Origin of the sequence: Janthinobacterium sp. CG_23.3, assembly GCF_046115965.1 — a bacterium.
Lineage (GTDB): Bacteria > Pseudomonadota > Gammaproteobacteria > Burkholderiales > Burkholderiaceae_D > Janthinobacterium.
Window position 1 is genome coordinate 14,146 of sequence record NZ_JBJXIB010000032.1, and the last position, 15,723, is coordinate 29,868.

At 68.6% G+C, this 15,723-nt stretch carries 14 protein-coding genes; 9 read left to right on the forward strand and 5 right to left on the reverse strand.

The window, feature by feature from the left end; genetic code table 11:
* The first annotated feature begins 209 nt into the window (after positions 1–209).
* Entirely contained in the window at positions 210–2,768 is a 2,559-nt protein-coding gene (locus ACFDR9_RS10315; RefSeq protein ID WP_409030942.1) for a TonB-dependent receptor, read from the forward strand.
* Positions 2,769–2,885: 117 nt separating this feature from the next.
* On the opposite strand, the gene ACFDR9_RS10320 is transcribed toward ACFDR9_RS10315, so the two are convergent.
* Positions 2,886–3,671, reverse strand: coding sequence for a response regulator (locus ACFDR9_RS10320; protein WP_017877755.1), 786 nt, complete (start codon positions 3,669–3,671; stop codon positions 2,886–2,888).
* 263 nt (positions 3,672–3,934) lie between these two features.
* Between ACFDR9_RS10320 and ACFDR9_RS10325 the strand changes: the two genes are divergently transcribed.
* Positions 3,935–4,432, forward strand: coding sequence for a helix-turn-helix domain-containing protein (locus tag ACFDR9_RS10325; RefSeq protein ID WP_017877754.1), 498 nt, complete (start codon positions 3,935–3,937; stop codon positions 4,430–4,432).
* 13 nt (positions 4,433–4,445) lie between these two features.
* On the opposite strand, the gene ACFDR9_RS10330 is transcribed toward ACFDR9_RS10325, so the two are convergent.
* Complete coding sequence (locus tag ACFDR9_RS10330; protein WP_017877753.1) at positions 4,446–4,736, reverse strand: putative quinol monooxygenase; 291 nt, start codon at positions 4,734–4,736, stop codon at positions 4,446–4,448.
* A gap of 87 nt (positions 4,737–4,823) precedes the next feature.
* Positions 4,824–5,753 (reverse strand): AraC family transcriptional regulator N-terminal domain-containing protein, encoded by a 930-nt coding sequence (locus ACFDR9_RS10335; protein ID WP_409030943.1) that lies wholly within the window; start codon positions 5,751–5,753, stop codon positions 4,824–4,826.
* 206 nt (positions 5,754–5,959) lie between these two features.
* Between ACFDR9_RS10335 and ACFDR9_RS10340 the strand changes: the two genes are divergently transcribed.
* The 4 genes from ACFDR9_RS10340 (at position 5,960) to ACFDR9_RS10355 (ending at position 10,529) form a co-directional block, all read left to right on the forward strand.
* Positions 5,960–6,589 (forward strand): DUF4142 domain-containing protein, encoded by a 630-nt coding sequence (locus ACFDR9_RS10340; protein ID WP_409030944.1) that lies wholly within the window; start codon positions 5,960–5,962, stop codon positions 6,587–6,589.
* Positions 6,590–6,698: 109 nt separating this feature from the next.
* Positions 6,699–8,375 (forward strand): alkaline phosphatase D family protein, encoded by a 1,677-nt coding sequence (locus ACFDR9_RS10345; protein ID WP_409030945.1) that lies wholly within the window; start codon positions 6,699–6,701, stop codon positions 8,373–8,375.
* A 353-nt stretch (positions 8,376–8,728) separates the two neighbouring features.
* A complete protein-coding gene (locus ACFDR9_RS10350; protein WP_409030946.1) occupies positions 8,729–9,523 on the forward strand; it encodes a methyltransferase domain-containing protein in 795 nt (264 codons plus the stop codon).
* Positions 9,524–9,575: 52 nt separating this feature from the next.
* A complete protein-coding gene (locus ACFDR9_RS10355; RefSeq protein ID WP_409030947.1) occupies positions 9,576–10,529 on the forward strand; it encodes an AEC family transporter in 954 nt (317 codons plus the stop codon).
* Between the two features lie 67 nt (positions 10,530–10,596).
* On the opposite strand, the gene ACFDR9_RS10360 is transcribed toward ACFDR9_RS10355, so the two are convergent.
* Positions 10,597–11,211 (reverse strand): FMN-binding negative transcriptional regulator, encoded by a 615-nt coding sequence (locus ACFDR9_RS10360; protein WP_017877747.1) that lies wholly within the window; start codon positions 11,209–11,211, stop codon positions 10,597–10,599.
* Between the two features lie 2 nt (positions 11,212–11,213).
* On the reverse strand, positions 11,214–11,681 hold the full coding sequence (locus ACFDR9_RS10365) for an OsmC family protein (protein WP_017877746.1): 468 nt from the start codon (positions 11,679–11,681) through the stop codon (positions 11,214–11,216).
* A gap of 162 nt (positions 11,682–11,843) precedes the next feature.
* Between ACFDR9_RS10365 and ACFDR9_RS10370 the strand changes: the two genes are divergently transcribed.
* From ACFDR9_RS10370 to mnmC, 3 genes are all read left to right on the forward strand, one after another.
* On the forward strand, positions 11,844–13,313 hold the full coding sequence (locus ACFDR9_RS10370) for a PLP-dependent aminotransferase family protein (RefSeq protein WP_409030948.1): 1,470 nt from the start codon (positions 11,844–11,846) through the stop codon (positions 13,311–13,313).
* A 70-nt stretch (positions 13,314–13,383) separates the two neighbouring features.
* The gene (locus tag ACFDR9_RS10375) at positions 13,384–13,947 is read left to right on the forward strand and encodes a DNA-3-methyladenine glycosylase I (protein ID WP_017877744.1); all 564 of its coding nucleotides are present in this window, start codon (positions 13,384–13,386) and stop codon (positions 13,945–13,947) included.
* 52 nt (positions 13,948–13,999) lie between these two features.
* Positions 14,000–15,661, forward strand: coding sequence for an FAD-dependent 5-carboxymethylaminomethyl-2-thiouridine(34) oxidoreductase MnmC (gene mnmC / locus ACFDR9_RS10380; RefSeq protein WP_409030959.1), 1,662 nt, complete (start codon positions 14,000–14,002; stop codon positions 15,659–15,661).
* Positions 15,662–15,723 lie beyond the last annotated feature (62 nt).

Sequence of the window (15,723 nt, forward strand, 5' to 3'; positions counted from 1 at the left end):
CCGACGGATGGTTGCTGCGCCCGGTACGGCCCTTGGCTTATTTCCAAATTGTATATACAAGCTGGTTTTAATTCGTTCGTGGAATGAAAACCGGCCCTTATAGTGGTTTCTCCCTGGCATTACCCGTGCCCCCGGTCCACAAGGCCGGATGGCGCCCGTACGCCCCCTTTACCCAAAAGGGGGGCTTCCAATCCCAACAAGAGGAACCCATGTTCAAACCACTCAGTATCAGTCTGGCCATCGCCGCCGCCTTTCCCTCGTTCGCCGCCGCCGCCGACACGCTGGAGCGGGTCGTCGTGACCGGCTCGAATATCCGCGTCACGCAAAAGGAGGGCGCCAGCGCGGTCCAGGTGATCAGCGCCAAGGAACTCAGGGCCAGCGGCAAGGCCAGCATCGCCGACGTCATCCGGTCCATTTCCGCCAACAGCGGCAATAGTTACAACGAGCAGTACACCGGCAGTTTTTCGGCCGGCACCGCCGGTTTGTCGCTGCGCGGCATCGGCCAGAAAAACACCCTGATCCTGGTCAACGGCAAGCGCGTCAGCAGCTACGCCACCGCGCAGGATTTACAAGAGACCTTCGTCGACCTGAACAGCCTGCCGATGGCGGCGGTGCAGCGCATCGAGATCCTGAAGGACGGCGCCTCGTCGGTCTACGGCTCGGACGCGGTGGCCGGCGTGGTCAACATTATTTTGTACAAGGAATTCAGCGGCACCAAGCTGGGCGCCCAGGCCGGCGTGTCGACCGAAGGCACCGGCCAGAACGAGCGCAGCGCCAGCCTGCAAACCGGCTTCGGCACACTGCGGGACGACGGCTACAGCGTGGTCTTGTCGGTCGACGCGCAGCAGCGCGACAAGTTGCAGCAGAGCGATGTCGGCTGGATGCGCGCGGCCGACTTCCGCGGCCAGAACGGCGGTACGCTGTCGTGGCCGGTCACCAATTACACCGGCGGCCAGCCGACCCAGTTGCTGGGCGGGGCGCAGGGGCCGCTGCAATTGACGCCCTACGACAGCATCAATCCGGACAAGAGCGGCACGGTGCTGGCCTACAATCCGGCGCCCTACAGCACGCTGATCCCGGGCATCAAGCGGGTCCACTCCTCGCTGCGCGGCACGCTGCGTCTGGACGCCGACAGCGAGGCCTACGCCGAGCTGCTGCACAGCTATTCGCGCGCCGACCAGACCTTCGCCGCGCCGCTGTCGGTCAGCAGCAGCCTGCGCGCGTGGAACCAGGACCGCCAGGCGCTCGATACGATCCCGACGGTGCTACCGGTGGGCCATCCGAACAATCCCGGCGCCACGCCGCTGCCCTTCGTCGCCACGCTGTTCGACCTCGGGCCGCGCCTCAAAAGCGACCAGGTCACCTTTTACCGTGCGCTGGCCGGCGCCAAGGGCAGCCGCGCCGGCTGGGACTGGGACGCCTCGCTGGGCCGCTCCGGCAGCCGGCTGGAGGAGACGGTGCAAAATTTCGTCAACCGCTATGCGTTCGAGAAGGTGCTGGCGGATGGTAGCTACAATTTCGCCGACCAGTCGCACAACAGCGAGGCGCTGCGCCAGCGCCTGCGCCTGTCGACGCTGCGGCCGGCCGCCTCGACCCTGAGCACGCTCGACCTGTCGGCCTCGAAAGATTTGCTGGCGTTGCCGGCCGGCCCGCTCGGCTTCGCCGCCGGCGCCCAGTGGCGCCGCGAACGGATGGATTCGCAGACCTCGACGGCGGTGTTGTCGGGTACCGAGTTGCGCCCGGCGCTGAACATCATCGACGGCAGCCGCGACGTCACGGCCCTGTTCGCCGAGTTCAACGTGCCGGTGGTGGCCAAGCTGAACCTGAACCTGGCCGGGCGCGCCGACCATTACAGCGACTTCGGCCGGGCCTTTTCGCCGAAGGCGGCGCTGCGCTACCAGGGCGCCGACTGGCTGCTGCTGCGCGCCACCGTCTCGCGCGGTTTTCGCGCGCCGTCGCTGCCGGAAATCACCAACAGCAGCGCCGTCAGTTACACCAGCGTGCTCGATCCGCGCGACCCGATCTCGCCGACCCAGACCCGCGGCGTGACGCAGATCAGCAAGGCCAACACGGCGCTGCGGCCGGAGCGCTCGAACAACCTGAACCTGGGCGTGGTGATCGCGCCGAGCGGCAACAGCAGCGTCGGCGTCGACTACTACCGCATCAAGCAGCACGGCATCATCGGCACCGAGCGTTCCGACACCATCATCGCCAACGAGGCGCGCTTCCCGGCCCAGATCGCGCGCGACCCGCAGGGCCGCATCAGCACCTTGTACGTGCAATACGGCAACCAGGGCGACCGCGACGTGTCCGGCCTCGACATCGACCTGCGCCAGCGCTTCCTCGGCGGCGCTTGGGGTAATTTGACGCTGAACGGCCAGCTCAGCCGGGTGCTGCGCTTCGCCGCGCCCTTGTCCGAGGGCGAGGCGCCGACCAACGGCGCCGGCAACAACCACTTCGGCTCGATCCCGACGTGGCGCGGCGTCAGCGGCGCCACCTGGGACATCGGCGCCTGGTCCAACACGCTGACCTGGAACTACGTCGGCGCCTACCGCCAGGGCAAGCGCCCGCGGGAGCGGGTGGCGGCGTTCAGCACGCTCGACGCGAATCTTGCGTGGAAGGTGACGCCGGCGGCCAGCGTGAGCTTCATCGTGCAAAACCTGGGCAACAAGCGGCCGTCGTGGGACAGCTCGACCGACTTCTTCGACTATACCCAGGCCGACCCGCGCGGCCGCTTCGCCTCGGTCAAGTTGAACTACAAGTTCTGACGCTTGTCGTAGGTCGGATGGGCGCAGGGTAATCCGACGCGGAGCCGCTGCCGGCGCCAGTCGGGTTACGCCGTTGCGGCTAATCCGACCTACGCAAAGCGCGCCAACTGCACCGCATTAAGTGTTGGCGGCGCTTTCCTGCTCGGCCAGTTGCTGGCGGTAGGCGCTGGGCGTGACGCCCGCTTTGCCGCGGAAGGCGGTGGCGAAGTTGCCGGCGTTGTTGAAGCCGACCAGCAGCGCGATATCCTGCACCTCGATGTCGGTCTCGCGCAGCAGCGCCATGCTGCGCTCGATGCGCGCCTCGCGGATAAAGGCGAACACCGTCATGCCGGTCTGGGCGCGGAACATTTGCGACAGTTTTTCGCGGTAGGTGCCGACGCGGCGGGCGATTTCGGCCAGGTCGGGCAGGGTCGCCAGGTTGTCCAGGATCAGGCGCTTGACGGCGTTCACGTAAACCTCGTCGGGCTCCTGCACCGGCGCCGGGGCGGCCGGGCGCGGCGGCTCGACGCGCAGCATCAGGTTCAGGTGCACATGGATGCGCGCGGACAGCTCGGCCGGCGTAAACGGCTTCGACACATAGTCGACCGCCCCCACCGACAGGCCCATCAGGCGTTCCTCGTCGGCGTCGGCGCCGCTCAGGAAGATCACCGGGATGTCGTGCGTGCGCGGATTCGCCTTCAGCAGGCGGCAGGCGGCGTAGCCGTCCATCTCCGGCATGCGCACGTCGAGCAAGATCAGGTCGGGGCGGGTGCCCAGGGCCAGCTGGTATCCCTGGAAGCCGTTGAAGGCCACGCTGGTGCGGTACGGCCCTTCGCTGAGCAGGTCGACCAACATGCGCTGCTCGAACGGCGAGTCGTCGACAATCAGGATGTTCTTTTCGCTGGTGGCGTGTGCCGTATGCATGGTTTGCTCAATACAGATGCGCGATGTGGTCATTATGCCTTTGTTTTTATTGTTTTATGCTTTTCTGTCGCCGGAAAATCGTCGCTTCGGATTGGCGCCCGATCTTAGATGTTTTTTTTGCACATTTTCTCGTCTTTCAAAAGCTTTTCCGCCGCAAGTAAAGGCGCGCATTTTTTAGATGCCTAATAATCGGCCCATGCATGTGTGGCGTACGCCCGAAAAAAAAGAGTCGGCGCCAAATCATGTCAATCTTGGAGGGGCTTATGAAACATACGGATTTCGGCAGCATGCCTTGCCCGATCGCGCGCAGTCTGGGCCGGGTCGGCGAGTGGTGGAGCATCCTGATTTTGCGCGAGGCTTTCTATGGCAAGACGCGTTTCGACGAATTTGAAAAGAGCTTGAAGATCGCGCCGACCATCCTGACGCGGCGCCTGGCCGATCTGGTCGACGGCGGGCTGATGGCGCGCCGCCTGTACTGCGCCAAGCCGCCGCGCTACGACTATGTGCTGACCAAGTCCGGCTTGTCGTTCAAGCCGGTCCTGCTGGCCTTCATCGCCTGGGGCAACGAGCAATTCGCGCCCGAGGGCGCCAGCCTGGTGATCGCCAGCCGCGACACCGGACTGGCCGCCGATCCGGTGCTGGTGGACGCCATGACCGGGTTGCCGATCAACGACGAATACTATGGCTTCGCGCCGGGGCCGGCGGCCAGCGACAGCATGCGCCGCATCATCTCGGACGCGGAAAAAGGCCACGCCGCCTAAATCCGGCCCGGCGCTAGCGCCGCACGCAATAATGGCTGAGCGGTTCCGCGGCCAGCTGGGCGGCGATGCCGGCCCACGCGCCGGACGCCACCACGCGGCCGATATGGGCCTGGTGCAGCGCCGCGCTGTCCCACTCTTCCAGCAGCGTGAACAGGCAAGGATCGCCGGCCCCGGCGAACACCTGCACGCCCCTGCAGCCTTCCACCTCCGGTAAATCGCGCTGCACCTGCGCCAGCAAAGCCGAAAAACCGGCCGCCGCTTCGGCCTTGGTTTGAAACGTGACGATGACGTGAATGCCGCTCATATAGTGCCTTGCCTTATGCAGTTGGGGAGCACAAAGTGTAGCGGCGCGCGCATGCCGCCACAATGACGCGCCCTGCGGCAACGTTGATCACCACTGCGGATCGGCGGCGGCCATGCGGCGTTGGTACTCGCCCGGGGAGAGTTCGAAGCGGCGCCGGAACTCGCGCGTGAAATGCGCGCTGCTGTCAAAGCCGGCCCTGGCCGCCGCCTCGCTGGGGCGCGCGCCGGCGCCCAGCAGCAGCGTGCGCGCCAGGTCGAGGCGGGCGTCGCGCACATAGCGCATCGGACTCACGCCGGCGACCGCGCGAAAGCTGTGCGCATAGTGGGACGGGCTCATCGCCGCCTGCCCGGCCAGCTGCGCCACCGACAAGGGCCGCGCCACATGCGCCTGGATGAACTGCATCGATTGCTGGATGCGGATCGCCGAGCGCGTGACGGCGGCGGCGTCGCGGATCGCCGCCGCCGCGCCGCCGCGCAGCAGGCGCACGACGATTTCCTCCACCACCAGCGGCGCCAGCATGGCGCGGTCGAGCGCCGCGTCGGTCGCCGGCAGCAGACGCGCCAGCGCGTCGAGCAAGTCCGCCTCCAGCGGCGCGACGTAGTGTTCGCGCAGCGGCCGCGGCGCCCCTGCGGCCTGCCGCTCCAGCGCGATCAGCGTCTTGACCAGCATCTCGGGCGGCAGGTCGAGGTGGATGGCGAGATAGGGCAGCTCCGGGCTGGCCTGCACCACCGTGCCGTGGCAGATGGCCGCGCCGCCCAGCACCAGGCACTGCATCGCCGCGTAGGTGAGCGCGCGGCCGGCCAGCTCGATGGTCTTGCGTCCTTGCAGCACGACGACGACGCCCGGCACCAGCAGCTGGGTCTTGCGGTACGCGGTCGGCGTGGAAAAGCGGTAATAGCGCAGCCCCGGATAGGGCGAGTCGGTGCGGCCTTCGGCGCTGGCGCGGGCGGCGACCCGCGCGCGCAGCTCGGCCCCGGCCGATTGCGCGGCGCCGGTGGCGGCCGAAGGGGAGGGCACGGCGTGGTCAGGTATCAAGGGAGATGGGACAGTAAGTGCCGGCGCGTTCAACGTTGGAGTATAGCGCAGCGCCGGCGCGAAGATGTCGCTGCGCATATGCGGCCAAGCGGGAGCCACTGAACTTGTCATTCCGGCGCCGGTCAAATTGGTGCGGGCGCGGCGGCATGGGCCGCCACGCATTCATTCCATTTATCAGGAGAAGCAAGATGACTAAAGCGAGAATAGGCCAGCGGCTGTTCGCGGTGGCGGTGGGGGTGATGCTGTTTGGCGCCGCCGCGGCGCGGACCCCAGCGGCCGCGGCGCCGATCGGCAAGGGCGACCAGGCGCTGCTGATTCAAATGGCGCAGGCGAACCGGGCGGAAATCGACGCGGCCAAACTGGCGCAGGGGAAAACCCAAAACCAGGAGGTGAAAAATTTCGCCCAGAAAATGATCGACGACCATACCGCGGCGCTGCAAGAGGTGCAGCAACTGGCGCAGGCGAAGGGCGTCGGCCTGCCGGCCGAGGCCGACGGCAAGCACAAGAAAATGGAGCAAAAGATGAGCGCCTTGTCGGGCGACGCGTTCGACCGCCGCTATATGGCGCAGGCCGGCGTCGCCGACCACCAGAAAACCCATGCGCTGCTGCGGCGCGTGCAGACGCGCGCCAAGGACGCGGACGTCAAGGCGCTGGCGGCAAAGCTGCAACCGACGGTCGAGGAACATTTGAATTCGGTGCGGCAAGTGAACGCCGCGCTCGGCAAGGGCGCCGGCACCGCTTCCGGCAACTCCGGCACGGCGGGCAGCCAAGGCAGCGGCAACACCGCCCCCGCCACCAAGCCCAAGACCGGCGGTTGAGCGGCGGCCATGCCCGGGGCGCAAACCGAAGAAACATTCTGATCGGCGTCATGCCGGAGTCATAATATTTTTTTATCATCGCTGATTCTTTCTTATTGGAATCAGCCAGATGAGCACTCCACATTCACGCCGCCAGTTCATCCGCGGTTTTGCACTGGGCACCGCCGCGGTGTCGCTGGCCGCCTGCGGCGGCGGCAACGGCGCGACCTTTTCCGCCAGCTTCGCGCATGGCGTCGCCAGCGGCGATCCGCAGGCCGACCGCGTCATCATCTGGACCCGCGCGACGCCGTCCGAGCTGCGCGATTTCGAGGTGCGCTGGGAAGTGGCCAGCGATGAGCAATTCGCCGGCGTCGTCAAAAGCGGCAGCGTCAACACCGGCGCCGCGCGCGACTTCACGGTTAAGGTCGACGTCACCGGGCTGGGCGCCGGCAGCGTGTATTTCTACCGCTTTTGGGTCGGCGACAGCCGCTCGCCGACGGGGCGTACCAAGACGCTGCCGTCGGGCAAGGTCGAGCAAGTCAAGCTGGCCGTGTTCACCTGCTCGAATTATCCGGCCGGCTACTTCAACGTCTACGCCGAGGCGGCCCGGCTGAACGACATCGACGCCGCCGTGCACCTGGGCGACTACATCTACGAATACCCGCGCGACGGCTACGCGTCGAAGGACGCGGCGGCGCTGAAGCGCGAGGTCGAGCCGAAAAACCAGATCGTCACACTGACCGACTACCGCAGCCGCTACGCGCAATACCGCGGCGACGCCGACCTGCAGGCGCTGCACGCCAAGCTGCCATTTATCGCCGTCTGGGACGACCATGAATTCGCCAACGACACCTGGACCGGCGGCGCCGAAAACCACAATCCGGCCACCGAGGGCCCGTTCAGCGCGCGCCGCGGCGCCGCCTTGCAGGCCTACCACGAATGGATGCCGATCCGCCTGCCGGACGCGGCCCGGCCCGACCGCATCTACCGCTCCTTCGACTTCGGCGCCCTGGTCTCGCTGCACATGCTCGACACCCGGGTGATCGGGCGCGACAAGCAACTGAGCTACAGCGACTACACCGGCGCGGCGGGTTTCGACGCGGCCAGGTTCGGCGCCGACATGGCCGATCCAGGCCGCCAGTTGATGGGCGCGGAGCAAACCGCGTGGTTGCAACAGCAGATGCGCGCCTCGACGGCGACGTGGCAAATCCTCGGCCAGCAGGTGCTGATGGCGCGCATGCACATTCCGGCGCCGCTGGCGCTGCAACAGATCGGCTTCGGCGACTACCTGGCGCTGGCCGGCAAGGCGCAACAGGACCCGGCCAGCCTGACGCCGGCGCAACGGCTGATGCTGGCGCAGCCGTCGGTGCCCTACAACCTCGACGCCTGGGACGGCTACGGGGCGGCGCGCGAAACCGTGCTCGGCATGGCCAGGGCGATGGATAAAAACCTCATCACCTTGGCCGGCGACACCCACAACTCGTGGGCCAGCGACCTCGCCGACATGCACGGCAAGGCGGTCGGCGTCGAATTCGGCGTCACCTCGGTGACGTCGCCGGGCTTCGAGTACATCTTCCCGAACGAGAGTCCGGCCACGGTGGCGGCGGGACTGGAGCAGGTGATCGGGCCGCTGGTGTACGCCGAAACCGAGCACCGCGGCTTCATGATCGTCACCGCCACGCAGTCGCAGGCCTGGGCCGAGTGGCGCTACGTCAGCACGGTCAAATCACAGACCTACACGGCGCTGCCGGGCAAGACGCTGCGTACGCTGCCGGGCGCGGCGAACCGCAAACTGCTGGCGGTGTGACGCCGGCGGCGGGCGATTTTCGGCGGGCGTAACCCGACAAGCTTGGCCCGGAGCAGCCCGACTCGCTTCGGCCAACATTGCCGGACGACGCGTCCCGCTCATCCGACCGACGACACGCAACTTCAGCGCATGCACGCCACCCGCGGTTACGCCGGTGGCGTGGATTTTTTCAGTGCGCTCGTTGCTGAACTTTTGTTACATCTGCGCGCTTTGCTTTTTTTCCTCCGAGATATAAAATAAGCCATCTTTTCTAAAGCGTAATTCGACATGCGCAAGTGATGCTGTCGTCCCGTTACGGCCTTGCACGTGCCCGCACATCCGGGTTTCATAGCCTGGCTTCAGGAGCATTCCGCATGCCCAATACGTCCCCGTTCAATGTACTTTCCCACAACGCCGACGCCTGGGACTTGCAGGCGCGCGCCAACGGCGCGTGGTCGCAGCCGGTCAGCAGCGCCGTCATCGCCGCCGCCAAGCTTGGCCATTGGCACATCTACTTAACGCCGGGTCCGCTGCCGTCCGACTGGCTGGGCAACGTCGCCGGCAAACGCGTGCTCTGCCTCGCCGCGGCCGGCGGCCAGCAAGCGCCGGTGCTGGCCGCGGCGGGCGCCGACGTCACCGTGTTCGACTTGTCGAACGAGCAGTTGGCCAAGGACGCCATGGTGGCCCGGCGCGACGGCTTGTCGCTCACCCTGGTGCAGGGCGACATGCGCGACCTGTCGTGCTTTGCCGACGCGTCGTTCGACCTGGTGGTGCACCCCGTGTCGAACCAGTACGCGCCGGTCATCGAACCGATCTGGGAAGAGTGTTACCGCGTGCTGGACCACGGCGGCGCCTTGCTGTCGAGTTTTTTCAACCCGGCCGTCTTTATCGCCGACCGCGATCCGGCCTATGCCGCCGAGGGTTTGATACGACCGCGCTATCAGGTACCCTATTCCGACCTGATCGACCTGGACCAGGCGGCCATCGCCGGCAAGCGGGAACAAGGCCAGCCAATGTTGTTCGGCCACAGCCTGGCCAGCCAGATCGGCGGCCAGCTGTCGGCCGGCTTCGTGATCGCCGGCTTCATCGAGGAAATGCACACGCCGGCGCGCTTCGAGATTGAAAAATTCATGCCAAGCTTCATTGCCACGCGCAGCCTGAAATTATAACGCCCGGGCGTCCGGGCGCGCAAACGCAGGGGAACGGCTACAATCGTTTCCCATGCTTACCATTCTCACCGTCACCTTTCCCTTTTTCGCGCTGGTGCTGTGCGGCTACGTCGCCGTGCGGCGCAGCATGCTGCCGCTGGTCGCGATTCCCGGCCTGAACACCTTCGTGCTGTTTTTCGCGCTGCCCTGCATGTTGTACCGCTTCGGCGCCGTCACGCCGCTGGCGCAGTTGCTCGACCCCGGCGTGTTCAGCGTCTACCTGCTGTGCGCGCTGGTGATGGTCGGCGTGACCATGGCCGCCACGCTGAGCCACCGCATCGACTGGAACAACGCCGCCTTCGGCGCGTTGGTCGCGGCCTTTCCGAACACCGGCTTCATGGGCGTGCCGCTGCTGCTGGCGCTGCTCGGACCGCGTTCGTCGGGGCCGGTGATCGTCACCATCGTCGTCGATATGGTCATTACCAGTTCGCTGTGCATCGCGCTGTCGCGGGTCGGCGGCGCCGACGGGCAGGGCGGCCGGGCGGCGGTCGGCAAGGCGCTCAAGGGCATGCTCGGCAATCCAATGCCGTGGGCCATCGTGTTGGGGGCGTTGACGTCGTGGCTGGGGCTGGCGCTGCCCAAGCCGTTGATGCAGACCGTCGGCCTGCTGGCGGACGCGGCCTCGCCAGTGGCGCTGTTTACCATCGGCGCGGTGCTGGCGCGCTCGCAGATGAGCAGCGCCGACGCTTCGCCGCTGGGCGAGTTCGTGCCGGTCGCGCTGAAGAAGTTGATCTTGCACCCGCTGCTGGTGCTGGGCGTGGGCAACGCGGCGATCGCGCTGGGACTGCCGCTGGAGCGCTTCGCGCTGACCGTGCTGGTGCTGGTGGCTTGCCTGCCGAGCGCGAGCAACGTGGCGATGCTGTCGGAGCGCTTCGGCGCCAACACCGGGCGCATCGCGCGTATCATCCTGGTGTCGACGGCCTTGTCGTTTTTGACGTTTTCGGCGGCGGTGGTGGTGCTGACTTGACGCCAAGGACGCAACCCCGGGGTCGGACGGGGACAGCGCGTCCCCGGGGGGGGGGGGGGCCGGTTATTTACATTGCCGGCCGCACCAGCGGCGCCATCGGGTGGTCCGCGCCCAGCCCGGCGGCGATGCTGCGCTTGTCGCGCGCCGAACGATTCTGGCTGGTCTTCCATTTTCCTTCGATGCGCGTCAGCGGGATTTCGATGCCGACGATGGCCGCCAAGGTCTTGGCGATGAAATCGGGCGGCGCGTCGTCGACGCGCCACGGCGCCGCCTGCGCCGCCTCGTGGCGCGCGGTCAGCCGCTCCAGCATCGCCAGCAGCCACTGCGGGTCGTCGATCGCGCGCAGCCGGCCGTAGCCGTGCACCACCGCGTAGTTATAGGTTGGCACCACCTTGCCGGTGCGCGCCTTTTCCTCGTACCACGCCGGCGTGATGTAGGCTTGCGCGCCCTGGAACAGCACCAGCGTGTCGGCCTCGTGGCGCCACAGCGGATTGGCGCGCGCGACGTGGCCGCGCAGCACGCCGAACGGCGCCTCGGCGGTCGGCGCGCCGACCTCGAACGGAATGTGGTCGGCGCCCAGGCCGGCGGCGCCGTGCGTCACCACCGCGCCGAGCGGGTGGGCGTCGATCAGCGCGTGCAGCACGTCGAGGCGGGATTCTTCAAACAGGGCCGGTTGGTACATGCTCAGCCCTCCGCTTCGGCGACGACGATGTCGGTCTTGAGCGAGTTGGCGATGTAGCACTTCTGGTGCGCCAGGTGGTGTATCGCGGCGCGCGCGGCGGCGTCCGGCAGCGCCGCGCCGGAGAAGGCGATCGACGGGCGCAGCGTGATGCGGGTCATCGCCACGCGGCCCTCGGCGTTGCGCGCCAGCTCGCCCACCGCGTGGTCGCTGTAGCGGTCGACAACGAAGCCGCGCTGCGCCGCGATCGACAGGAAAAATAGCATGTGGCAGCTCGACGCGGCCGCCACCAGCGCCTCCTCCGGGTCGAGGTTGGCCGGGTTCGACATCGGCGGCGGCACCGATAGCGGCGACGACGAGGCCGGCACCCGCAGGCCGCCGTCGAAAGACCATTCGTGGGCGCGGCTGTAGCGCTGGTCGGCGAACCCTTGTTGGCCCCGTTCCCATACCAGTTTTGCTTCGAATTGCTGCATGATTGCTCCTATTGGGGTTGACGGATGATGCAGCCCTGGTCCACGGCGGCGAAGCCGATCTTGGGCGTTGGATGGACGGTAAGCCATCTTAGTGGTCAATTTGGCTTTTTAAAAGATCCAATAAGTGCTATTTTAAAAATACCAATTCAACGAGGCCGCACCATGCACACCACCGCGATCCTGACCGCGCTGCCGCTTGACCGGGCCGATCCGGCGCCGCTGTTCCGCCAGCTGTACGCGGCCATCAAGGACGCCATCCTGCGCGGCGCGATCGGCCCCGGCATGCAGTTGCCGCCGACGCGCGAGTTCTGCCGCCTGCTGGCGATTTCGCGGCAAACCGTGCTGAACGCCTACGCCCAGCTGAGCGCCGAGGGCTACCTGAGCGGCAGCGTTGGCAAGGGCACCTTCGTCAGCGCCGACCTGCCGATCGCCGGCGCCGGCGCCGGCGCGCCCGGGCTGCTGCGCCCGCTGTCGGCGCGCGGCGAGGGCTATCTCGCGGCGATGCGCCAGGTCGCCTACCACCGCGGCAAGCTGCGCGCCTTCCGGGTCGGCATGCCGGCCATCGAGCATTTCCCGTTCGACGTTTGGAGCCGGCTGGAGGCGCGCCGCTGGCGCCGGCCCGACCACCTGATGGGCTACAGCGACCCGGCCGGCTACCTGCCGCTGCGCGAACTGCTGTGCGTGTACCTGAAGGCGTCGCGCGGGGTCAACTGCACGCCGCAGCAGATCGTCATCACCTCCGGTTCGCAGCAGGCGCTGTACCTGCTGTCGACCATGCTGCTCGGCCCCGGCGACGCGGTCTGGATGGAGTCGCCCGGCTACCGCGGCGCCAGCGGGCCGTTGCACGCCGGCGGCGCGCGCGTGTTCCCGGTGCCGATCGACGCGCAAGGGTTGGACGTGGCCTACGGCGCCGCGCGCTGCCCGCAGGCGAAGCTGGCCTACGTGACGCCGTCGCACCAGTTGCCCCTGGGCGTGAGCATGAGCCTGCAGCGCCGGCTCGAGCTGCTGGCCTGGGCCGCCAAGGCCCGGGCCTGGGTCATCGAGGACGACTACGACAGCGAATACCGTTACACCGGCGCGCCGCTGGCCTCGCTGCAAAGCCTGGACCGGGCCGGCTGCGTGGTCTACGTCGGCACGCTGTCGAAGGTGCTGTTCCCCGGACTGCGGCTGGGCTACCTGGTGGCGCCGCCGGCGCTGGCCGGCGCGCTGGTGCAGGCCAAGGCGGTGCTCGACCGCCACACCGCGATCGTGCCGCAGATGGTGCTGGCCGACTTCATCGCCGAGGGCCACTTCGGCCGCCACATCAAGCGCACGCGCGAACTCAACGCGGGGCGGCGCGCGCTGCTGATGGACGGCATCGCGCGCGACCTGGGCGACTTGCTGGCGTGCGGCCCGGCCGACACCGGGCTGGAACTGTGCGTGCATTTCCGCCGCGGCCACGACGAGGAGGCGGTGGCGCGGGCCGGCCTGGAGCGCGGCATCGAATTGCGCCCGCTGGGCCACTATGCCGACGCCGGCGCGGCCGCCGAATGCCGCGCCGCGCCCGGCCAGCTGCTGGGTTTTTCGGCGATTCCCGAAGCCGAGATCGCGCACGGCCTGAAGGTGCTCGGCGCGATCCTGCGCGGCGAATAGAGCGGATACCCGCGCGCCGCCGCGGCTTGCTGATTTATACTGTGCGTCCCCACTTTGATCAGGCTCCGTCATGACCGTCACCCGCTGCAGCTGGGCCAACCCTGCCAACCCGCGCTATCTCGCATACCACGACAGCGAATGGGGCGTGCCCTGCCACGACGAGACGCGCCTGTTCGAGATGCTCAACCTGGAGGGCGCGCAGGCCGGCCTGAGCTGGGAAACCATCCTGAACAAGCGCGAAACCTACCGCGCCGCCTTCGACAACTGGGACGCGACCACAATCGCCGCCTACGACGCCGACAAGGTGGCCGAGCTGCTGGCCAATCCCGGCATCGTGCGCAACCGCCTGAAGGTGGCCGCCGCCATCACCAACGCGCAGGCCTACCTGCGGCTGGTACGGGAGGGCGGCAGCCTGGACCAGTTCCTGTGGTCTTATGTCGACGGCGAGCCTATCGTCAACAGCTGGCAGCCGGGCCAGTTCCCGGCCAAGACCGAGCTGTCCGAGCGCCTGTCGAAAGACCTGGCCAAGCGCGGCTTCAAGTTCGTCGGCTCGACCATCGTGTACGCCTACATGCAGGGCATCGGCATGGTGAACGACCACGCCACGACCTGCTTTTGCCGCGCGCCGCGCTGACCCCGTGAGCGCCTACCTGGACGGCAACGGCTTGCCGACGCGTTGGGCCGGCATGGCGCGCTGCGTCATCCTCGACACCGGCTTCGGCGCGGGCCAGCAGTTCCTGGCGACGCTGGCGGCGTGGCGCGCCGACCCGCGCCGCGCGCGCCGCCTGCACTACATCGCGCTGGCGGTGGCGCCGGACGCCGTCGCCGCCATGCCGGCCGAGCTGCGCGAACAATGGCCGCCGGCGCTGCCGGGCCTGCATCGCCTCAGCCTGGAAGGCGGCGACGTCACGCTCGACCTGATGTCCGGCCAGCCCGACGCCTGCCTGGCGCAGGTCGAGGCCCGCGTCGACGCGGTCTACCTGGCCGCGCCGCTGCGCTCGGCCACGGCGCTGGCGCGGCTGGCGCTGCCGGGCGCCACGCTGGCCGCGCCGGCGGCGCTGGAGCCGGCGCGGCGCGCCGCCCTGTCCGCCGCCGGCTTCGCCTTCGCGGCCGGGCAAGGCACGGCCCGCGCCGTGTTCGCCAGCCGCCAGCCGCGGCCGGCGCGGCCGGCGCCGACCGAGCGCCGCGCCATCGTCATCGGCGCCGGGGTGGCCGGCGCCGCCGCCTGCGAGCGCCTGGCCGCGCGCGGCTGGCAAGTCACCCTGGTCGAGCGGCACGCGCTGCCGGCGCAGGAGGCGTCGGGCAACCTGGCCGGCATCTTCATGCCGCTGCTGTCGAGGGACGACAACCCGGCCACGCGCCTGGGCCGGGCCGCCTACCTGTTCGCGCTGCGCCACTGGCAGCGTCTGGGCGGCGTCGGCGGCGCCTTCACCGGCGCGCGCTGCGGCGTGCTGCAACTGGCGCGCGACCCGGCCCACGCCGGCTTGCAACGGCAGATCGCGGCGGCCGCCGGCTATCCGCCCGAGTACGCGCGCTGGCTGGAGCGGGACGAGGCCGGCGCGCTGCTGGGCGCGCCCGCGCCGGACGGCGGCTGGCTGTTCGGGCAGGGCGGCTGGGCGCGCCCGTCAACGGTGTGCCAGGCCATGCTGGACGCCTGCGGCGCGCGCCTGGAGCGGATTTTTTCAACCGGCGTGCGGGAGCTGGAGCGGCGCGGCGGCGAGTGGCTGCTGCGCGACGCCGGCGGCGCCGTGATCGCGCGGGCGCCGACGGTGGTGCTGGCCAACGGCTGCGGCGCGACGGCGCTGGCGCAGGCGGCCGGCCTGCCGTTGTTGCCGGTGCGCGGCCAGGTGACGCACCTGGCCGAGGGCAGCCTGCCGCAGCCGCCGCTGGTGGTGTGCCGGGAGGCTTACATGACGCCGGCGTTCGACGCCACCGTGTGCGTCGGCGCCACCTACGACGCCGACGCCGATCCCGGGTTGCGCGCCGCCAGCCAGCGCGAGAACCTGGAAAAAATCGCCGACATCCTGGCGCTGCCGGTGCTGGACGCGCCGCTGGCCGGGCGCACCGGCTTTCGCTGCGTGGCGCCGGACCGCCTGCCGCTGGTCGGCGCGCTGCCCGACGCCGGCGCGGCCGCGGCGGGGCGCCGCGAGCGCCTGCGCGACGTGCCGCGCTGGCCCGGTTTGTACGGTTTGCTCGGTTACGCCTCGCGCGGGCTGATCTGGGCGCCGTTGGCGGCCGAACTGCTGGCCGCGCAGCTTGACGGCGAGCCGCTGCCGCTGGAGGCCAAGCTGGCCGCCGCGCTCGACCCGGCGCGCTTCCTGCTCAAGGAGCTGCGGCGGCGGTCTTGAGCGCCGTGCGTTGGCGCGGCCGCGCGCCGCCCGTGCACGTCAACGACGAAGGCTGGGGGCAA

Bases quoted from the DNA above. Each gene is read 5' to 3' on its own strand.
- ACFDR9_RS10360 (WP_017877747.1), bottom strand. From the start codon at position 11,211: ATGTACCAACCGGCCCTGTTTGAAGAATCCCGCCTCGACGTGCTGCAC.
- ACFDR9_RS10320 (WP_017877755.1), bottom strand. From the start codon at position 3,671: ATGCATACGGCACACGCCACCAGCGAAAAGAACATCCTGATTGTCGAC.
- ACFDR9_RS10365 (WP_017877746.1), bottom strand. From the start codon at position 11,681: ATGCAGCAATTCGAAGCAAAACTGGTATGGGAACGGGGCCAACAAGGG.
- ACFDR9_RS10370 (WP_409030948.1), top strand. From the start codon at position 11,844: ATGCACACCACCGCGATCCTGACCGCGCTGCCGCTTGACCGGGCCGAT.
- ACFDR9_RS10325 (WP_017877754.1), top strand. From the start codon at position 3,935: ATGAAACATACGGATTTCGGCAGCATGCCTTGCCCGATCGCGCGCAGT.
- ACFDR9_RS10330 (WP_017877753.1), bottom strand. From the start codon at position 4,736: ATGAGCGGCATTCACGTCATCGTCACGTTTCAAACCAAGGCCGAAGCG.
- mnmC (WP_409030959.1), top strand. From the start codon at position 14,000: ATGGCGCGCTGCGTCATCCTCGACACCGGCTTCGGCGCGGGCCAGCAG.
- ACFDR9_RS10355 (WP_409030947.1), top strand. From the start codon at position 9,576: ATGCTTACCATTCTCACCGTCACCTTTCCCTTTTTCGCGCTGGTGCTG.
- ACFDR9_RS10315 (WP_409030942.1), top strand. From the start codon at position 210: ATGTTCAAACCACTCAGTATCAGTCTGGCCATCGCCGCCGCCTTTCCC.
- ACFDR9_RS10350 (WP_409030946.1), top strand. From the start codon at position 8,729: ATGCCCAATACGTCCCCGTTCAATGTACTTTCCCACAACGCCGACGCC.
- ACFDR9_RS10340 (WP_409030944.1), top strand. From the start codon at position 5,960: ATGACTAAAGCGAGAATAGGCCAGCGGCTGTTCGCGGTGGCGGTGGGG.
- ACFDR9_RS10375 (WP_017877744.1), top strand. From the start codon at position 13,384: ATGACCGTCACCCGCTGCAGCTGGGCCAACCCTGCCAACCCGCGCTAT.
- ACFDR9_RS10345 (WP_409030945.1), top strand. From the start codon at position 6,699: ATGAGCACTCCACATTCACGCCGCCAGTTCATCCGCGGTTTTGCACTG.